Origin of the sequence: Alcaligenes sp. SJTW-7 (assembly GCF_047716895.1) — a bacterium.
GTDB lineage: Bacteria > Pseudomonadota > Gammaproteobacteria > Burkholderiales > Burkholderiaceae_B > Alcaligenes > Alcaligenes ammonioxydans.
In genome coordinates this window covers 2,465,479-2,483,858 of sequence record NZ_CP136682.1, presented here as the reverse complement: position 1 = coordinate 2,483,858, position 18,380 = coordinate 2,465,479, and the positions used below count along the sequence as shown (strand labels likewise).

At 51.9% G+C, this 18,380-nt stretch carries 11 protein-coding genes, 1 other RNA gene and 2 pseudogenes; 3 read left to right on the top strand and 11 right to left on the bottom strand.

Translation table 11 applies throughout. The annotated features are described in order from the left end of the window. Positions 1-102: 102 nt before the first annotated feature. The 3 genes from RSQ48_RS11160 to sstT all read right to left on the bottom strand — a co-directional run bounded on the left by RSQ48_RS11160 (position 103) and on the right by sstT (position 2,802). Entirely contained in the window at positions 103-606 is a 504-nt protein-coding gene (locus tag RSQ48_RS11160; protein WP_003802946.1) for a nucleoside 2-deoxyribosyltransferase, read from the bottom strand. Between the two features lie 176 nt (positions 607-782). Next, positions 783-1,415, bottom strand: coding sequence for a LysE family translocator (locus RSQ48_RS11155; RefSeq protein ID WP_240208548.1), 633 nt, complete (start codon positions 1,413-1,415; stop codon positions 783-785). A 160-nt stretch (positions 1,416-1,575) separates the two neighbouring features. Beyond that, entirely contained in the window at positions 1,576-2,802 is a 1,227-nt protein-coding gene (gene sstT, locus RSQ48_RS11150) for a serine/threonine transporter SstT (protein WP_240208549.1), read from the bottom strand. 144 nt (positions 2,803-2,946) lie between these two features. On the opposite strand from sstT, the gene ssrA reads away from it, so the two are divergent. Next, positions 2,947-3,308: a transfer-messenger RNA gene (ssrA, locus tag RSQ48_RS11145) on the top strand. Between the two features lie 278 nt (positions 3,309-3,586). Here ssrA and RSQ48_RS11140 read toward each other — a convergent pair. The 3 genes from RSQ48_RS11140 to RSQ48_RS11130 are packed head-to-tail and all read right to left on the bottom strand — an operon-like array spanning position 3,587 to position 8,678. Next, positions 3,587-4,927, bottom strand: coding sequence for a TniQ family protein (locus RSQ48_RS11140; RefSeq protein ID WP_415301798.1), 1,341 nt, complete (start codon positions 4,925-4,927; stop codon positions 3,587-3,589). Continuing rightward, positions 4,924-5,925 (bottom strand): TniB family NTP-binding protein, encoded by a 1,002-nt coding sequence (locus RSQ48_RS11135; RefSeq protein ID WP_415301797.1) that lies wholly within the window; start codon positions 5,923-5,925, stop codon positions 4,924-4,926. Before RSQ48_RS11135 ends, RSQ48_RS11140 begins: the two co-directional genes overlap by 4 nt. Next, a complete protein-coding gene (locus RSQ48_RS11130; protein WP_415301796.1) occupies positions 5,925-8,678 on the bottom strand; it encodes a DDE-type integrase/transposase/recombinase in 2,754 nt (917 codons plus the stop codon). Before RSQ48_RS11130 ends, RSQ48_RS11135 begins: the two co-directional genes overlap by 1 nt. 161 nt (positions 8,679-8,839) lie before the next feature. On the opposite strand from RSQ48_RS11130, the gene RSQ48_RS11125 reads away from it, so the two are divergent. After that, positions 8,840-9,067 (top strand): DUF6471 domain-containing protein, encoded by a 228-nt coding sequence (locus RSQ48_RS11125; protein WP_415301795.1) that lies wholly within the window; start codon positions 8,840-8,842, stop codon positions 9,065-9,067. A gap of 392 nt (positions 9,068-9,459) precedes the next feature. Here the strand turns inward: RSQ48_RS11125 and RSQ48_RS11120 are convergent, their stop codons facing one another. The 5 genes and pseudogenes from RSQ48_RS11120 to RSQ48_RS11100 all read right to left on the bottom strand — a co-directional run bounded on the left by RSQ48_RS11120 (position 9,460) and on the right by RSQ48_RS11100 (position 17,275). Beyond that, a complete protein-coding gene (locus RSQ48_RS11120) occupies positions 9,460-10,947 on the bottom strand; it encodes a Fic family protein (RefSeq protein ID WP_415301794.1) in 1,488 nt (495 codons plus the stop codon). 229 nt (positions 10,948-11,176) lie between these two features. After that, positions 11,177-12,181, bottom strand: a pseudogene (locus tag RSQ48_RS11115) (DUF3387 domain-containing protein); the annotation flags it as partial. A 66-nt stretch (positions 12,182-12,247) separates the two neighbouring features. Beyond that, positions 12,248-14,395: pseudogene (locus RSQ48_RS11110) on the bottom strand (type I restriction endonuclease subunit R); the annotation flags it as partial. Beyond that, the gene (locus RSQ48_RS11105; RefSeq protein ID WP_415301793.1) at positions 14,392-15,723 is read right to left on the bottom strand and encodes a restriction endonuclease subunit S; all 1,332 of its coding nucleotides are present in this window, start codon (positions 15,721-15,723) and stop codon (positions 14,392-14,394) included. The gene RSQ48_RS11105 and the pseudogene RSQ48_RS11110, both read right to left, overlap by 4 nt. After that, positions 15,713-17,275 carry a type I restriction-modification system subunit M gene (locus RSQ48_RS11100; RefSeq protein ID WP_415301792.1) on the bottom strand — a complete coding sequence of 521 codons (1,563 nt, stop codon included), beginning with the start codon at positions 17,273-17,275 and terminating at the stop codon, positions 15,713-15,715. Before RSQ48_RS11100 ends, RSQ48_RS11105 begins: the two co-directional genes overlap by 11 nt. A gap of 286 nt (positions 17,276-17,561) precedes the next feature. On the opposite strand from RSQ48_RS11100, the gene RSQ48_RS11095 reads away from it, so the two are divergent. Next, a complete protein-coding gene (locus RSQ48_RS11095) occupies positions 17,562-18,338 on the top strand; it encodes a hypothetical protein (RefSeq protein ID WP_415301791.1) in 777 nt (258 codons plus the stop codon). The last annotated feature ends 42 nt before the right edge of the window (positions 18,339-18,380 follow it).

Below are 18,380 nucleotides of genomic sequence, written 5' to 3'. Positions count from 1 at the left end.
GTTGCGAAAAACGAGCCTGCAGGGAACCGCGGGTTGGGTTCGTCTTGTTTGACGGCGTGTCATTGATTCACAAGGTAAGCCGGTAGTTTGTTCTATAGAAAGTCAGCTGATGGCTTTGAAGTAATCCTGTGCGGCAAGCAAGGCATCGCTCAAGGAGCCATGCACAAATTCCGTGCTGATCGCGACCATCAGGTTCGCAGGCAGACCGAAGTCCTCGATCAGGGCGCCGTTGCGGTCGCGCCAGGTCTGGCTGGCAGGGTCCAGAACGACTGGGCTGTAGTGCTCGCGCACCAGATCCAGTACCGTATCGGCTGTGGAGCGGTATGTGAATACCGGCAGGCCCTGAGCTACCGCGTAGCCGATTTCAAAAGCCGTGCCCGTGTCGATCTCCGCGCCCCTGAACGCCGTGATATTGGCCACGACTGCATCGGCCTGATCCAGTAGGCGGATATTGTGGTGATAGATGGCAGAGGCCTCAATCTCTTCCTGATCAACGGGGTGCAGAGGCTGAAAACCAAAGTCTCGCACCAGTTGCTTGTGCAGTTTGGCACGCTCGACAGCGTCGCTGAAAAACACATCAGGACCCGCTAAATAGATACGCTTCATCGTGGCTCCTTGTTGGTTTTGGGAAGGCAGGCAACCAGGGGCCGCGTGGGCCCGGGCGCTGATCTGCAGCGGAGGCACAACGAGGCCCTGTGGTGTCGGTCATGATCTACGTGATGATATACGATTCAAACCGTGGGAGCAGAACATCGGCGAGAGGTTTTTCCGGCCACCAGGACTCAATCGGATTCGCTGCGGCGGTACACGCTAAGGGCAAGCCCCAGCCCGGCCAGCATGCCTGCACAGCCTCGGTTCAGCCAGCGCATGGCCTGGCCCGAGAGCAGGCGCATGGCGTGATGTCCTCCCAGGGCGTAGACACTCATTAAGGCAATATCAATCAGGGCGGTGACCAATGCCAGCGTAATGTATTGAATGGCGATCGGGCTTTCAGGCCGGATGAACTGGGGTAAAAAGGCCGAAAAAAACAGCAAGGCTTTGGGGTTGGACAGAGCCACCAGTAAAGAACGCAGGAAGGCGGCCCGACCCGTACGGACTTTCTCTGTGGAGGGTTGCGACGGGACGGCGCTTACAGGGGCATGCCAAAGACCATAGGCCAGATAAAGCAGATAGCCGGCGCCAACCCATTTCACCAACGTGAAAAGCTGCTCGGAAGCCAGCAGCAGGGCGCCCAGCCCCCCGCCTACCGCGGCGATCAGAATCAGATCCGAGAGCGCGGCACCCGCAATTCCGCAGGCGGCAATGCGTTTGCCGCCATGGGCGCCATTGTTCAGGGCGAGCAGCATGGTCGGCCCAGGCATGACGGTGACAGCGGCCACGGCAACGACATACAGAGACAGACTGGTTAAATCCACAAAGACTCCTTGAAAAGAACCGGGCGACAAAAGTGGGCGGTAAGAGGGGCCACGCGGGAGCAGGGCCGGGTTTTGAATGGATGCAGTCGTTCAGCAGGAGTTAAGCATAAAAAAGGCCAGCCTGAATGGCTGGCCCCCGTTGCATTAGGCCCTCATTCAATCAGGCCTGGCCTGGTTCGAGCGTTGCCGCAGCCGTGAACAGCACGTCGGTAGATGAGTTCAAGGCAGTCTCTACGGAGTCCTGCACCACCCCAATCACAAACCCGACTCCGACCACTTGCATGGCGACATCATTGGAAATTCCGAACATATTACATGCCAGAGGAATCAGCAGCAAAGAGCCACCAGCCACACCGGAGGCGCCGCAAGCGGCAATGGTGGCCACCAGGCTCAACAACAGCGCGGTAGGCAGGTCGGCGGGGATTTCCAGCGTATGTACCGCAGCCAGGGTCAGAACGGTAATGGTGACGGCTGCGCCGGCCATATTGATGGTGGCACCAAGCGGAATAGAGACCGAGTACGTGTCCTTGTGCAAGCCCAAGCGCTCGCACAATGCCATGTTCACCGGAATATTGGCGGCGGAGCTGCGGGTGAAAAAAGCGGTGATCCCGCTTTCACGCAGGCAGGTAAAGACCAGTGGATAGGGGTTGCGACGCAGTTTGGCAAACACGATGATGGGATTGATGATCAGGGCAACAACCAGCATGCAACCCACCAGCACGATCAGCAGCAGGCCGTACTGGCGCAGCGCCTCAAAACCGGACTCTGCAATGGTGACCGCCACCAGCCCAAAAATCCCCAAAGGCGCAAAGCGGATGACCAGACGCACCAAGGAGGAGACGGCATTGGCCATATCAGTGAGCAAATCACGTGAGCCTTGGGAGCCGTGCTTCAAGGCCAGGCCCAGCGCAATGGCCCAGGCCAGGATACCCATGTAGTTGGCGTTGAGCAGGGCATCGACCGGGTTCACGACAATGCTGGTCAGCAGGTCGAGCAAGACTTCAATAATATTGCCGGGCGGGTTCAAGGTAGAGTTGGCCAGATCCAGTTTCAGCGTGACGGGAAACGCGAAGCTGGCGATGACGGCCACCAGAGCGGCCAGAAAAGTTCCCAACACATACAGCACCAGGATAGGACCCATGCGGGTAGAGGACTGGACCTTTTGATTGGCGATGGAGGACATCACCAGCACGAACACCAAAATGGGCGCGACCGACTTCAAGGCAGAGACAAACAACTGACCGAGCAGGGCGATGGAGTGCGCGGCGTCCGGCGCAAAGCGCCCCAGCAAAATACCGGCGATCAAACCGATCACAATTTGCGTTACAAGGCTGCCATGCAGGATAAAGCCTAGTAGGCCTCTGGCTTGATGGGCGGGGTGGGCCATGAAAAGCGACTCCAGACAAAAGGGGAGGGATGAGGTACGTGAAAAACGCCCTGGCGAGGACTCAGCCAGAGCGCGAAAGAGGTTTATTCTAGCACTTTGGGCTATGCAATTTGTAGCCAATGTGGTATGGTTACTAATCCACATGGGGTCGACATGGCTTCGACGTGGGTCAAGAAGCAGATCAGGGCGTGTCGAGCACCAGTACGCTCGTAAATCCACTGGAAAACTACAAACGCCAACGACGAGCGTTTCGCTCTAGCCGCTTAAGGCTGGGCCACTGCACTAATTTGTCTTTGGGTTAGGTAGGGCAACCTACAGCAGTGTTATTTACAAAGAATCGAATCGGGCTGCGCCACGAAGTCCGGTTCTAAAACTTAGTGGATCGCCAAGGAAAGGCCTGTCAATTGGCATAATCCAAGGTTAAAACTTAAAGTTAATTGACTACACATGTAGAACTGTCTGTGGACGGCTTGCGGACGGGGGTTCAATTCCCCCCGACTCCACCAAGAAATCCTGAAAAACCAATGACTTAGCTGTGGAGTTAAGCATAAGTTGGCATAAATGCCATCATATGCTTAATTTCACGAATTGCCATATTATGATTTATCGAAAAAATATGGCATAGTCAAGGGTTATCAAAAAAGCGCCTCATTATTGAGGCGCTTTTTTGTTAGGTTTTTTATGAATGGCTATCGTTCCTTGGAGTAGGTTGCTCTGTTTTGCACAGAGTAAAAAAAAACCGCCACAAAGATTGGCGGTTTCTTCGCTTTAAGAAGGGCTGAGCTCAAATGTGTTCGTCGTTGGCGGCGATGCCCGACAATACAGAGTACAAATTCTCCACACGGTTCAATGTCGTAGTATCGACAAGTTGAGTAATCCGTTCCATAGAGATGCTGTTACCTTGTTGTTGAATCTGTGTGCACACTGCGTGCAATTGTCGATGCAACACCTGCTGTTTTTCGTTGCGTTGTGTATTGCGAAAACGCAAATATCGTTCACCTAACTGACGCGTTTCAATAGGCACTTGAATGTACAAAAGACGTTCATCTATGCCTAATGAGCGGGCAATTTGAGCGACACTTTTTGGGTTGTTGGACTGCAACTCTAGACCTAAATGCCCTCTAACTGCTGACCAGTCGTACGTTTTATGTTCGTGTTTCGCAATTGTTGATGGATAGAACAGCTTGAGCGCAAGCTGTTTAACCTCACTGGGGGGCGACCAATGCGTCAAATTGCCCTGCAATAACGAGAGCACATCAAGATTGCAATGCACCGCACAACGAACGATAGAGTCCAAGGTTAACGGCGTTCGCGAATTTTTCCAGTAATGCACCGTCGCCTTACGCACGCCCAAGCGTTTGGAAAAATGGGCTGCTACCCCAGCATCAAGCTCTCCGATAAGGGTATCAATCGTGTCGTGCAGTAATTCCAAATCAGGGGAAAACGCATTGCTGGATGTGGTTGCCACAAGTGTGCCAATCTGAGCTGCTTGCTCAAGCTCAAGTTGACGGGAACTCTTGTGTTCGATTGGTCCAACTTTTTCTGGTTGCCCCAAGAAGCAATTACAGGCAGTACACCAGCCCGGAATAACGTAACTTGACGCGTGGCGCACATTACTTTGTCTGCAGTGAGGACAGCAGGCGGTAAGTTCAGTTTGATGTCGTGTGCAAGCCTTGTTCAAACTTATATCCCAAACCAGACGAAAATAAGGTGTCTTTTTGTGCTCTAGGTCGTCGTGAAGGCAGTGCGGGCACCAGCGCGACTGTGTGGCCATCAGCCCCTTGGGTGCGACCACCGACTGCAGGGGTAACAGCGTCAAGCGATGTAAGCAGGATTGGCTAGTCAGCTCCGATAAGGCGCTGGCCCATGTCAGGGCACCGTCCCCTAGTCCAGAAATTGCCCGTTGATGCCAGACGAAGCGACTTTTCCCTTCCACACCTTGATAGGTTGCCCAGCGCCCAGGTTCAATGCGGTCAATGACGAACTGCGTTAAATCGTTGGTGGAGCAGGAGTGGCTATTGGCTAACCTGCAAAAGTAGCTCGTTAAACTTTCGACATCTGATGTTCCTAATCCGATAGGAGCTAAGGCATGTAGGACGGAGCGTGGTGTAGGTATGGGGTTCATGCTACCTTCCTTGCTTTTCCGGACTTAACGAACTCAGATTCGAATCGCAATTCACCTTGTCGAATTTCTTCGAGAATGGCTATATGCTGTCCTTCCGTCAGTAGGCACCGCTCTAGTAAGTCTTGTGTCACTGCGTCGGCGTGTTGAGCCCGTGAAGCAAAACCACGAACGACGTCCATCAATGTGCCAACACACCCTAAGGTGTTGGCATGCAACAGCTTGGCGTTCTCCAGAAGCAAACCACCAAAAAAACCTTGGGCATCATGCTCGATTCGTTGCAGTACCCGCTCAAATACGAGAGTGTCATCTATGGAGTCGCTACGGTATCGAGCGAAGTGGATTTCCTTAATACGGCGTGCCAACTGCGCCGAGAGCCGGCTGATGCTCAGGATGTCATAGGAGCCAAACAGAATAATTTGGCATCCCGCGCAATTTGAAAGACTTTTCAGTGCGTCAGTCTGACGTTTCATGCGAACTTCAGATACGTTGGTGAAGTGCCCGCCCTCGTCAATCATCAGCACTTTGACGCCTCGGTGTTGCAATGCCCGTTCGACTTTCTTGCGCAGCCCGGCAGCGGTATTCTTGCTGCGACCAGACGGTCGATATACGCGGTTAGTGTGTGGGTCTACACCATACTCAACGCCTGCTGGCATTCCAGGGGTGACTTCGAGCTGCTCCAATATGTCGGCGTAAAAAAGCTTCCAGTTAAATTCCGCTTCAGAGGTGGCACGCGCCTCGATGAGGAGCACTGGAATCAGCCCGGCATCTTGTTGCATGGCGTCGGCATGACTTTTCAAGATGCGTGTAAGCAGTGAGTGGGCGAGCGTTGTCTTTCCCACCCCCGTTGGTCCGGTCACCATCAAGATATGATTTGGTCCAAGACTTTGTAGGGCTTCTACTTCATCAATGACCTCTTTAATGCGCGGGTGAGAAATCCGGCGTTGCAGTAGTTCCAGAACGACTTTGGCTGATGTGTATGTGTGGGTGGGCTCTCTCATTAGTCGAGGTCTCCATACAGGTGCTCGTCGGGCAGAGGGTTGCTTCTATCTGCAGACTCTCGCTTTGCTTTGCGCTGTGTGTTTCTGGGGCGAGATGCCAAGCCACTCGACTGTTCGATAGCTATGGCTTTCAGGGGCTCCAGACCAAATACCTTGGGCCTGGCTCCGTCTGCAGCCGTGCCCAGTAAACCGAGTCGCTCATGCAAAAACTCGGTTTCACCGATGAGCTGTGCCTGACGGAAGGTCTGAGAGTCAGGCCTCATGGTGGCAATGAATTCCAGAAAGGGGCCCACGGCAATGCTGTCCTGACGCAGATGAGCCGCGCGAGAGTGCGTCGTTAGGTACTCAGCACTCATGGCTTCCAGTTGCTTGACGTTCATGCGTGGCAGGTGCATAAGTTGCATGCAGTGAGCCTCGACCCATTCGCGGTTAGGTAACTGCACAAAAACATGTGCGATGTCATACGGGTCATAACGCACGACGCATTTCTTTTTGGTCAGCGAGTAGCTGTCAAAGGCGGGTGACTGGTAGTAAAAGTTATGCACTTTCACGCCACGCTGACGGTCGATGCTGCGTTCAGAGCCGCGGTCGACGCAGGGGCAGGTGGCAATCAAAAAGTCTCGATTAAAGAGAATGGCTCTATGAGGCCGTTCCCCGGTTTCCTTTACCGCTCGTTGAAATGCGTGGCGGGGCGATACATCCAGCGCTGGGTGCGCTTCCTGGTCGTAGTAGTCAAAGGCCCAGTGTTCCAGGACGGTGTACAGGTTCTCCAAGTTCCAGTTCGATAGACGTTTTGGAAGATGCGAGCCCGAGAGCATGCGAACCTGCTTGGTCAGTTCTGTATTGCCGTCCAGGTTGTGTATCAATTTGGTATTGAGCGTCCCGAAGATGCGTTCCATCACAGAACCGACGCGCGGCTGTCCAGCGGGGCGTAAACGGATATGTACGCCCATGCTGGTTAAGAAGTGTTTGACGTCGGCGGCGACCAGGTCCTTGCCGTTATCGCTTACCACCATCTGCGGTAAGCGGTTCCAGCGTTTTACAAAGGCACGCATGGTCATCAGGACGGCGGCGCGGTCTGGCTGCTGAAAGCCCAAGTGGATGGCCATAATGCGACGAGAGAATGCGTCAATCATTAAGGTCAACCAAGGGCGGCCTAGGTCTAGGCCGGTACGTCGACACTTGAGCTCGATGTCGAGCAAGGTGTGGTCAATGTGGACGCTTTCAAAAGGCCGCACACCATGGCGTGGCGTATCGTAGTCCAGTGAGTAGTGGAAGCTTTTGCCTTGGTAGGTCATGCGTTTGCCCAATCGAGTTCGGCGCGACCGGTCATCGTCATGGGCCTGTAGGTGCTTTAAGAAAGTGGGGTAGCTTGGGCAAGGCGTGTTCTCTTGCCTACAGTAAGCACGAAGTTGTTCGAAGGCGGCTCGCCCATTGGGGGCTCGAGTCGTGGTGTAGACTGTTTTGCGAATGTGCTCCATGGCAATGAGCTGCGCTTCGGATAAACGTGCGGAGCGATTCCCCTTTTCGTGATGGCGGGGTGCCAAACTCAAAATTTCATGACTGCCATTGCTGTTGGCCAACGCTTGCTGAGCTTTTAAGCGGTAGTAAGTTCGCTCTGAAAAAGGCGTGGTCTTTTCATCAAACGGCATGGCTAGATGGCGAGCCATAGCGCTGGCCTGTTCTAGTGCCGACGCACTGTAGTGAACCAAGGGATAGACGTCCACGGCAGGAGTCGCATCGTTGCCGCAGGGTACTAGCGCACCTTGTTCAAAAGCGGCCAGCAACCACGCCTTATCCACGGTCATATTGCGCTCTTCATTGACGACGCGAAAGATAACTTCTCGTTCACCGAGTAGCGACACCTCCAGGACTTGCCCCTCGTAGCGAAACTGTGCGCCCGGCTTCAGACTCAATGAGAAACCCAGTGCATGAGTGGGCGCATGTGCGCATGCTGAGTACGCCTGCTGAAAACGCATCAAGCTGACATCTCGGTACAGCATGAAGTCGTGTGGTTGACTAAGTAGGGCGGTGTCTAGGTTGCACGCTACGTGTCCTTCGACGATAGCGGCGTTGATATCGTCTGCACGAAATTGGAAGGGGGCTTCGAGCAAATCACCGACGCTGAGCATGGCATGTTCAGCAAGTGCTTGTTTAAGCTTATCAATGATGATTGTGGAAACTTGTGGTGCGCCGACGTGCAGGTAGTCTTCAAGGATTTCCCAATTCTTGGTTCGATTCTTGGGAATCTCGGCACCACTGTGCACTTCGTAGGCGATGCCCATTCGGGCCAGGCTTTGTTCGATTTGCGGGCTGCGCCAGTGCTCACCTTCTTTTTGATAACGCCAGGGAAATTTGCGTGCTAGGTGAAGTAACTTTTCTTCGGTTTTCCACTCCTGCAGCAGGATGTGCTTATGCGTGATGACGAGAAAGTCAGGCGTGTGGTCAATGGCATGCACTTCGCCAGTCTCGTTATCTATCAGCTCGAGTTTTAACGTGCAAGGCTGGGGGTAGTATTCCAGTACCTCTGGCTCCACCTCGTGATTTAGCGCGGCAGCGTATTCAACGGTACGGCTTTCCGTAGCAATCTCGCGTTCCATCTTGCGACTGGCCAAGAGTGTAATGACGTTGCTGCCGCGCGATTGGACTTCACGAACTGGGGCCTGTCGCCGCGCTTGAGTAATGAGTTGCCGGCCCCGCTCTGGCAGCCCAAGCTCGTCCAGTAACTGTTCGAATGCAGGTGTCGTTAACATGGCCTGCTCCTCTGACAAAGTTATGAGAGCAGGCGTATAGGCAACGGATACCTAAAATCAGCATTAAACCCTTTAATGATAGGAATAATCCCTTTATTATAGGATTTTAGGTGTGGGTAACGCAGATTGCAGGTGCAATCCGTTGAGGGCAAAGAATGAGAGTGAGCAAGCAGATGGTGTCGCCAGGACTGCAAGATTATGAGCAGTTGGCAAGCCAGGAGTTGCGTGTGCTGATGGCCCAGAAAAATCTGGCGCAGAAAGCCGTCGCCCGGGCTCTGGCCGGGGTGGGAATCAATGAAACCGCAAAGGGACTGTCGGCAAAGTTGACTGCTGGTACGTTTTCGGCAGCCTACTATTTGGCAGTAAGAGAAGTAATTAAGTCTTTGTAAAATAATGGAAAAACGCAGCATATCCGGCTCCTGGCAAATGTCATACCCTTTCATAAATAGGAAATTTGCCGACGAGCTGGAAAGAAAAGCATCGGTATGCGTTCGTTTTTCGGTATCAGTTCATATAAGGGACTGATTTTTTGATGCTACCGGTAATAAGAAATGAAGACAAACTATCCCTATGCGCAAATCGAATTGCGCAGTCTATGTGTTGTATTTAGACTTCGATGCCTTACATGACCACTAGGCGCACGAGTCCCGTAAACGAGGTATACAGCTTTGTAAGCCCAGTCGTACGTTGTTGGAGTGGATGTTTACCTTGGAAAAGGTGCTGGCTCACTCACTTGCTTGATGCGCAGCCTGGGTAACCATCTCCAGGCCTGTGTGCTTGTCTATGTTTCAGAGCTTCCATCTGCATTCAAGAGGCGGAATTGAGTAGGTGACTCTTCCAGCGCATTGCTTGCCCGCAGGCTTTGAATAAGCATGTCCAGATTTGAATAGTCGAACTGGCTTGTCCATCGCGCCATATTTACAAGACTTCGTACGAATCCCTTCGGGTCATTCCAGCGGGTAAGTGCACGGGCGCAGTCGACGTACTGAGGGTGATAGAGAGTCGGGATGATGATGCGGCTCAAGCCCGTGCGCGTGAGTTCGGCATTCATAACCAGTCTCGATAAGCGACCGTTACCATCGACGAATGGGTGTACTTCCGACACAAGGAAGGCATAGTACACGGCGCGAGCCAAACCTTCAGGGATGGAAAGCGCCAGACGCGAACCCTCCTCAAGCGTGCCTCGCACGTAGGCAGGCTCTACAAACTTAGTCGTCCCCGCGTAGTTTGCGTTGAGCTTAGGTGTTCCCGGATTTACTTCAGGCCGCATCTTCAGCATTTCTGCATGCCAGCGTTTAAGGCCTTCCAGAAACTCCGGGCCAGCAATGGGAGGGCTGTATGCGGCGATGGCTAGATGGAATACACCGAGGATATCGTGCGAATCCTCTACGCGATTGGGTACGATGACCTTGTTCATGACAATGTCACGTGCTTGCTCGATGCCGAACTTCGTGCCTTCTACATAATTGGAGAAGTACGACTCTATGAACCCAAAGTGTTGCCTAGCCATGCCGGATGTTGTTGATTCGATGCGTGGCAGTGGCTTTGTTCGAAGGTAGGCGGCAAGCGTTTCAAATCGAGCGCTTCGCTCTGGGTCCACAGGAAAGCCCGGGGCAACTGCCAAGCCCTCTCGGGTACGCAGCCTTCCTTTGGAATGGGCTTCCAGCAATGCCTCGATGATGCTGAGAAGCTCCTTTAATGCCTTCTCAGCACCGAGTGCAGGAGCCAGCGTTACAGCTTGGTCGCGAATATCGTTTAAGGTCTTTTCCCCCGAGACGTTGAGCACTGAAACCAAGAGGGCTTCGACGTCCTCCCTCGGTGCTCGAAGGCTTCTCTTACGGCCAATATTCTCGAGAAGCATTCTTGTGCGACCGGCGTAGTGAATACCAGGGACTCTTAACACCAAGTCACCAGGGAGGGGGCCGGGGCCCTGTACTACTCTAATAGTCAACCCCGGAAGCACCACCTTCTTGTTGAAAACGGTGGGGTGCGAAACGGTTAGCTCGCCACTGGGAAGGACACCACCTTTCATGGCGCTGATGTGAGATACCACGCCTCCAGGAACAGTAACTGCGGCAACCTGCTGCCAGTTCCGCCGCACGATTGCCGCTAGCTCATCATCGGACGCAGGAAACGCGTAAACACCTTTATATACGCGGATAAGCCTTCCCGCTGCAGCTCGCCTCTGTAAGGTTCGAGCTGCCGCAGCCGACAAGGAAGACGTGAAGAACAGCTCTTCACCTGGAGCTGAGAAGCGGGGGACCTTCATGGGCGCTGTCGTCTTTCACTAAAGTAGCTTATGTAGAACATGTCGTAAAAACGTCTATAACTCTACGCTGTGAAGGTCAAATTGTCGCATTTCCGCTTAGTAGTTGTGGTTTTTGTCGCAAATTCGCTCGTAACTTGTTGTTGAGCGCGTGCGCCTTTCCCAACGTAGCAGATGGAAATGACCATGAGGGCCGCCTATTTTGAAGGCTATTTCAGCCTAACAGCAGCAGCTATACCATCCACTCTTCCCCAAGCCTCTCAGCCTGCATAAGTATCAGTTCTACAGCAGAGTCTGCCATGTCAGGCGGGTACTTATATTTGCGCAGGATACGCTTCACCATGAGTCTAAGCTTGGCACGAACACTTTCGCGCCTTGACCAGTCGACAGTAATATTTTTGCGCAGGTTCTCCGTGAGTTCGTGCGCAATTTTCTTGAGTGTTTCGTCGGTCAGCTCGCGTACAGCTGACTCATTGTTGGCCAAGGCATCGTAGAAGCGTACTTCATCGTCGGACAGTCCCAGCTCCTCTCCTCGTTGAGCGGCCTCCCGGAATTTCTTAGCCATATCAACCAGCTCTTCCATAACCTGAGCGGTCTCAATACTGCGATTTTGATAGCGTTTGATGACGTTTTCAAGCAGGTCAGAGAACTTGGCTTGCTGTACTAGATTGCTGGCGAACTTGCTTTTGATTTCTCCCTCCAGCAAACGCTCTAGCAACTCGACGGCTAGGTTGCGCTCGGGAAGATTGCGGACTTGTGCCAGAAACTCATCGTCCAGCAGACCAATGTTGGGTTTTTCTAGGCCTACGGCATTAAAAATGTCGACAACGCTGTCACTGACCACGGCTTGGTTGATGATTTGGCGAATTGCCGCTTCGCGTTGCTCATCAGTTTTCTTTTGTGTGCTGATGTCACGCTTGGTTAGGATGACTTTGACGGCCTGCATAAAGGCCACTTCATCACGTAAAGTTTTTGCTTCATCCAAGGTGCAGCACAGGGAAAACGCCTTGCTTAGGGCAAGCGTGTTATCGGCAAAGCGTTTTTTGCCATCCAGCTTGCTGTCTTTTTCAGCTGCTGGTGGACGTATCGACAGAATATGGTTGGCGGCTCCAGCCAGAACCCTATGTCCACCCGTTTTGAATCCTGAGTAATCAAAGCCATGTAGCATGGCGCGTAGCACATCCAATTTTTCCAGAAGCACAGCTAAGGCTTCATGCGCATCCACTGTTGGTTTGCCACGACCTTTGCTAGCGGTGTACTCCTTCATGGCGGCTTTAAGTTCGTTGCCAATACCAATGTAATCAACCACCAAGCCGCCTTGCTTGTCGCGGAATACCCGATTGACGCGGGCAATGGCCTGCATCAGGTTGTGGCCCTTCATGGGCTTGTCGATGTACATGGTATGCACGCAGGGCGCATCAAAGCCGGTAAGCCACATGTCTCGCACAATGACCAGCTTCAATGGGTCTTTAGGGTCTTTAAAGCGCTTTTCCAGCCGTTTTTTGACCTGACCGCTGTAGATGTGTGGGCGCAGTAAAGCCTTATCGCTGGCGCTACCCGTCATGATGACTTTGATGGCACCTTTCTCGGGGTCTTCGTCGTGCCACTCAGGACGTAGTGTAATGATTTCGTTATAAAGGTGTACGCAAATGTCTCGGCTCATGGCTACTATCATGGCCTTACCATCTTGGTTGGCTTTATCTCGCTCTTCAAAATGAGTGATTAAATCAGCCGCGACACTAGCGATACGCGGCTCAGCACCCACCACCTTTTCCAAAGCCGCCCATTTGGATTTGAGCTTAGACTGCGTATGTTCTTCTTCGTCCTCAGTCAACTCATCAACCGCATCATCTATATGCTGAGTTTCCATGATGGGACGCATCTTGAGCTTGGCTAGCCGAGACTCATAGTAGATGGCGACGGTGGCGCCATCTTCCTTGGCCTGCTGCATATCGTAGATATGAATGTAATCACCAAACACTGCACGAGTGTCGCGGTCAGTGCTGCTGACTGGGGTACCAGTAAACGCGACGAAGGTGGCATTAGGTAAGGCGTCCCGCAGATGCTGAGCGTAACCTGCTTGATAAGTGACAGTTGGTTCAGCGACGGCAGTCTCAACGAAAGTAGCGTCATCATTCGCTGCAGGCTGATAGTAGTCGGTAGGGGCTGCAGATTTACTCTTACGGGTTTTGAGTTTGGCCTCAAAACCATATTGCGTCCGGTGGGCCTCATCGGCAATGACAACGATGTTACTGCGCTCAGACAAGATAGGGAAAGTGTCCTCATCCTCACCAGGCATAAACTTCTGAATTGTGGCAAAGACAATGCCGCCGGAAGGGCGGTTGCTCAGTAGCTCGCGCAATTGTTGACGAGTATGGGCCTGTACAGGTTGCTCTCGTAACAGGTCTTGCGCGAGGCTAAACACACCAAAGAGCTGTCCATCCAAGTCATTGCGGTCGGTGATAACCACAATGGTGGGGTTTTGCATCGCTGGGTCTTGCATGACTCTAGCGGCAAAACAAGTCATGGTGATGCTTTTGCCACTTCCTTGGGTGTGCCAGACCACACCACCTTTACCGCGCTGGCTTGCGTCACTTTGCAACTGAGAGGCTTCGATGACGTGTTCTATGGCAAGCCGCACAGCATGGTATTGGTGGTAGCCAGCGATTTTTTTGATGAGCGTGCCGTCGTCTTCAAACAGTACAAAATAACGTAAGTAGTCCAATAAGTACGTGGGGTCAAGCAGACCTCGTACCAAGGTTTCTAATTCGTTGAATTGGCCTAGTGGGTCTAGTTCTACACCATCAATGGTGCGCCATTGCATAAAGCGTTCCGCGTTGGCAGAAAGTGAGCCAAAGCGTGCTTCACTGCCATCGGAAATAACCAGAATCTCGTTGTACTCAAAGACATCTGGGATTTGTTCTTTATAGGTTTGAATCTGGCCGTACGCTTTCCAGATATCGGCATCTTCATTGACCGCATTTTTAAGTTCTATCAGTACCAACGGCAAACCGTTAATAAACAGAATAATGTCGGGGCGGCGTGTATGGTGTGGCCCTTTAATCGTGAACTGGCTGACAGCCCAGAACTCGTTATTTTGCGGCGTGTCCCAATCCACGAGACGCACGAAATCGCCGCGTGTTTCACCATCTTGTTGGTATTGGACATTGACACCATTGGTGAGCAGCTTGTGAAAAGCACGATTGGCAAGCAACTGAACAGGCGTATCCAGGTTTTCCACCTGTTTGAAGGCATCCTCGCGTGCGGCGGCGGGAATGTGTGGGTTCAAACGGTCGATGGCGGCTCGAAGGCGGTGGGGCAGAATAACTTGGGTATAGCTAGTACGTTGCGGGTCCGAGCCGTCGTAGGCAATATCGGGACCGCTACGAAGGGTATAACCCACATCGGCCAGCCAGCCTAAGGTTTCCTGTTCCAGTTGGTCTTCCGTCATGACAAAGCATCCTCTACCTGTTCTTGGGCCTCAGGCAAGCGTAGTTGGCCGGAAATGAGGCGGGGGAGTAGGGTGTCGCGAAGGTTTGCGAGAGTGTTGATTTGAAAAATATTGGCTCGCATTCTTTCGAAAAGCGGTTGAGTAGTCATATTAAAGTGTGATGCGACCATTTTTGTTGGAATAGTTATTGGGTAGGCCGCCAAGTCTTTCCAGTTTATCCGTGGCATCTTGGCGCCATTTGATAAACGGTCTGCATACGTCACTAGAGCATCACTAAACAGATGCAAAGTGACAAATGAGTGGGAAGCTGCTTGTTTGGGCTTGCAGACAAGAATGTCTGTGGAGCAGATGCCATCGACAGGCGCAAGAACTACCTTATGAAAATACGGGCGTAATTTGCCGAAAAGAATGTCGTTAATAGAAAATGCTGTCTTTGTACTTTCTAATCCCGCGGCAGTGCCCCAGGACGTCAGGCTAAGCTCTTTGCGCGGTATGTGCTCTAATCCAACATAAACTATCGATTCATTGAAGTTTTCTACGGGTACTGCAGAGCGGTTTAGAACTGCTACATCACCCAATTGTCCATTGACCCACCCCTTCGGTATGAACCCCAGCTCAGACTCTTCAAACGAGTCGGGAAACAGCGCCGCCGTTTCTTCATCCATCCCTTCAGGCTGACGCCCTTCCATTTTGGCGCGCACAGGGTCAAAGTCCACGAACCAGGACTTGAAGATGGCCTGAGCGATGGACTCAAGGGTTTTGTTGGTTTCGCGTAGGAGTGTGATGCGGTCGTCGAGTGCTCTTAATACCTTGCTGATTTCATTTTGTAGATTGAGCGACGGCAAATTGATTTCTATTTGTCGAACTGTTGTTAATGCTTGCGCTATCGCTGGTACACCGACCTGTGACTTATTTGCTAATAATCGTTGTTGGCCAAGAGGTGACAGCAGAAAGTAATAGATAAAGTACGGGTCAACGAGCTTTCTATCAAAGCTTAGCTTGAGTTGACTTTGGGAAACAATATACTCGGGGAAATTCGAATTTTCCGGTATTAAGCCAACTTGCCCAAGAGTGCCACGATGAGTTATCACTAAATCTAATGGGCGAGCTTTTGACGACGCTAATTCGTCAGCTTTTTCTTGGCAGAGGAAGTCAGAAAATGAGTCCGTTAAATATGTCCCATTGAGGTTCCCGCCCTTTATTACGGGGACTCCAGCTGTCACAAAGTTCTCGGCTTTGATGTTTGAGCCGAAGGGGCCCATTGCAAAAGCACTTTTCGATGATGCTTTCAACTGGTCGAAGGTGAAGTTTTTCCATTCAGAACTCATACCCCAGCCCTCCCAGCTTCTGCCGAATCAACGCATCTAGCTCAGCACCTTTTGCCATCTGCTCACCGAGTTTTTCAGTCAGTTTCTGCATCTTCTCCGCAAAGGCTTCATCGTCATCTTTTACCTCTTCAGCCCCGACATAGCGCCCAGGCGTTAGCACATGCCCATGCTCAGCAATCTCGGCCAGAGGCACGCTACGACAAAACCCCGCTGCGTCTTGATATTCGGTAATACTGGCGCCTTCTTCTACCTCGCCACGCCAAGCAGCAACGGTTTCAGCTATACGTGTGATAGCGTCATCATCCAACTCAGCTTGTACACGGGAAATCATGGTTCCCATCTTACGTGCGTCGATGAAAAGCACTTCGCCTTTGCGCTTTTTCTGTTTAGCCAGGAACCACAGGCAAGCGGGGATTTGCGTGTTGAAAAAGAGCTGACCAGGTAGTGCCACCATGACTTCGACGACATCCGCATCCACCATGGCGGCACGGATAACGCCTTCGTTGTTCTGACTAGAGCTCATCGAGCCGTTAGCCAGCACTATACCGGCGCGACCTGTGGGTTTTAGGTGATGCAGCATGTGCTGTAGCCACGCATAGTTGGCGTTACCTTGTGGCGGGTCGCCATATTCCCAACGGGCATCGCCTTCCAAGCTGCCATGCCACCAGTCGCTGATATTGAAGGGTGGGTTGGCTAAGATAAAGTCGGCGCGTAGGTCTGGATGCTGATTGCGGGTAAAGGTATCCGCAGGTTCTTTACCTAAATTGAAATCAATGCCACGAATGGCTAGGTTCATGGCCGCCAAGCGCCAAGTGGTGGGGTTGGACTCTTGTCCATAAATAGATACATCACCAATTTTCCCACCATGGGCTTCGATGAATTTCTCAGATTGCACAAACATCCCGCCTGAACCGCAGCAGGGGTCATACACCTGACCCTTGTGTGGAGCAAGGACAGCAACCAGGGTTTTGACGATGCTGGCAGGCGTATAGAACTGACCGCCTTTTTTACCTTCGGCACTGGCGAATTGGCCCAAGAAGTATTCATACACTTGGCCCAGAATGTCTCGGGCGACGTTGGCATCGTCACCAAAGCCGATGGTAGACACTAGGTCTACCAGCTCCCCCAGTTTGCCATCGGGCAACTGAGCTCGACCATAACGCTTGTCCAGAATGCCTTTGAGCTTGGGGTTTTCTGCCTCAATCACTGTCAGCGCATCATCGATGCGTTTGCCGATGTCAGGCTGTTTTGCAGCTGCTCGCAGGCTTTCCCAGCGGGCCTCCTCAGGTACCCAAAAGATATTAGCGGCGATGTAGTAGTCGCGGTCTTCCAGTTCTGCGGCTAGCTCTTCTTCACTAGCGTCGGGAAAGTGGTATTCGTCGTTCTCGTCAGCAAAGCGTGCGCGTAGCTCATCCTGGCGCCCAGCAAACGTGTCTGAGATGTACTTCAGGAAAATCAGGCCCAGCACAAGGTGCTTATATTCGGCGGCATCCATGTTGGCGCGCAGCTTGTCGGCTGCAGACCATAGCGTTCTTTTTATGTCGTCTATCATCAAATGTATCTTTTTGCATATAAGTATCAGTACGCTGACGAAGGTAGCACATTCTGAGATGACATTGGCAATTTGCAGGGGCTCAGTGGCAGTTGTGAGCAACACTCAAGCCTTAAGGTCCAGCAGCAGCTGTGTTGACTCCTACCTTGTGCCGTACCGCTTAGCTCATACGTACAGGTCTATTCAGTATTGATTTGATTTAATCAGTCATGTATTGTCAGAAGTCAAGGATTAAATCGTAGATATGGGAAGGTGAACGCTGGTGCCTAGTTTTATACGTGATGTGATGGTTAAAAATATTGTTTTGGACGATGCGGCAATTCAACAGCTACATAGGGCTGTTTTGCAACGAATCGCCTTACACAACGCAAATATTCAGGACCCTGATTTTCAACTAACTCCCGTATATGTTGTGAGATTCGATAATCGCGGATACAAGACATACTCCGAGGATGAGGCTTGGGAATATTACAAGAGTGCTGGCACGGTAGAGAGGGTCGTGTTGCAGGCGGAAAGCGTTATTGGGGTCAAAACGAATTACCAGGTTGGAGCACAAATAGAAATAAGGCTCGATACGGACGCTAATGCCTCCTCCCATATCCTCGTGGGTGGAGACTCCAGGGACTGGGTGGAAACTACGTTTACCGCACTAGAAGAGATATTGAGTCGTCAAAAGAGTACAGCGACATCAGTCATCCGAACTCAGTGGATGGTGCTAGCGTTGCAACTTATCGGCGTCTTTGCGGGTCTCTTACTGTGTTTGTGGCTGGCAACGCTATCAGCCCCGTATCTTAGCGGCGTTGAATATCCTCGTGCGCTCTCTTTCGCTTTTTGGTTCTTGGTCTATAGCAATTTGTGGGGCTATATTCAGATGAGGGCACTTACTGGAATTGGGATTATATTCCCAACTGTTCGGTTTAGTAGGAAGGGCGAGCATTGGACGCAGGTTGTAGTGCGCAAAGCGTTTGAAACTTCTGGTTTAGCAATTCTTCTCTGGGCTCTTGCTTGGTTAACAAAATGGGCGGCATCGGTTATCGCTCCATTCGTAACGTTGGGCTTATAGCAATAAATTTGCTCTTTTTTCATATGTTGCTATGGGCCTGTG

Bases quoted from the DNA above. Each gene is read 5' to 3' on its own strand.
- RSQ48_RS11160 (WP_003802946.1), bottom strand. From the start codon at position 606: ATGAAGCGTATCTATTTAGCGGGTCCTGATGTGTTTTTCAGCGACGCT.
- sstT (WP_240208549.1), bottom strand. From the start codon at position 2,802: ATGGCCCACCCCGCCCATCAAGCCAGAGGCCTACTAGGCTTTATCCTG.
- RSQ48_RS11140 (WP_415301798.1), bottom strand. From the start codon at position 4,927: ATGAACCCCATACCTACACCACGCTCCGTCCTACATGCCTTAGCTCCT.
- RSQ48_RS11135 (WP_415301797.1), bottom strand. From the start codon at position 5,925: ATGAGAGAGCCCACCCACACATACACATCAGCCAAAGTCGTTCTGGAA.
- RSQ48_RS11130 (WP_415301796.1), bottom strand. From the start codon at position 8,678: ATGTTAACGACACCTGCATTCGAACAGTTACTGGACGAGCTTGGGCTG.
- RSQ48_RS11120 (WP_415301794.1), bottom strand. From the start codon at position 10,947: ATGAAGGTCCCCCGCTTCTCAGCTCCAGGTGAAGAGCTGTTCTTCACG.
- RSQ48_RS11105 (WP_415301793.1), bottom strand. From the start codon at position 15,723: ATGAGTTCTGAATGGAAAAACTTCACCTTCGACCAGTTGAAAGCATCA.
- RSQ48_RS11100 (WP_415301792.1), bottom strand. From the start codon at position 17,275: ATGATAGACGACATAAAAAGAACGCTATGGTCTGCAGCCGACAAGCTG.
- RSQ48_RS11095 (WP_415301791.1), top strand. From the start codon at position 17,562: ATGGTTAAAAATATTGTTTTGGACGATGCGGCAATTCAACAGCTACAT.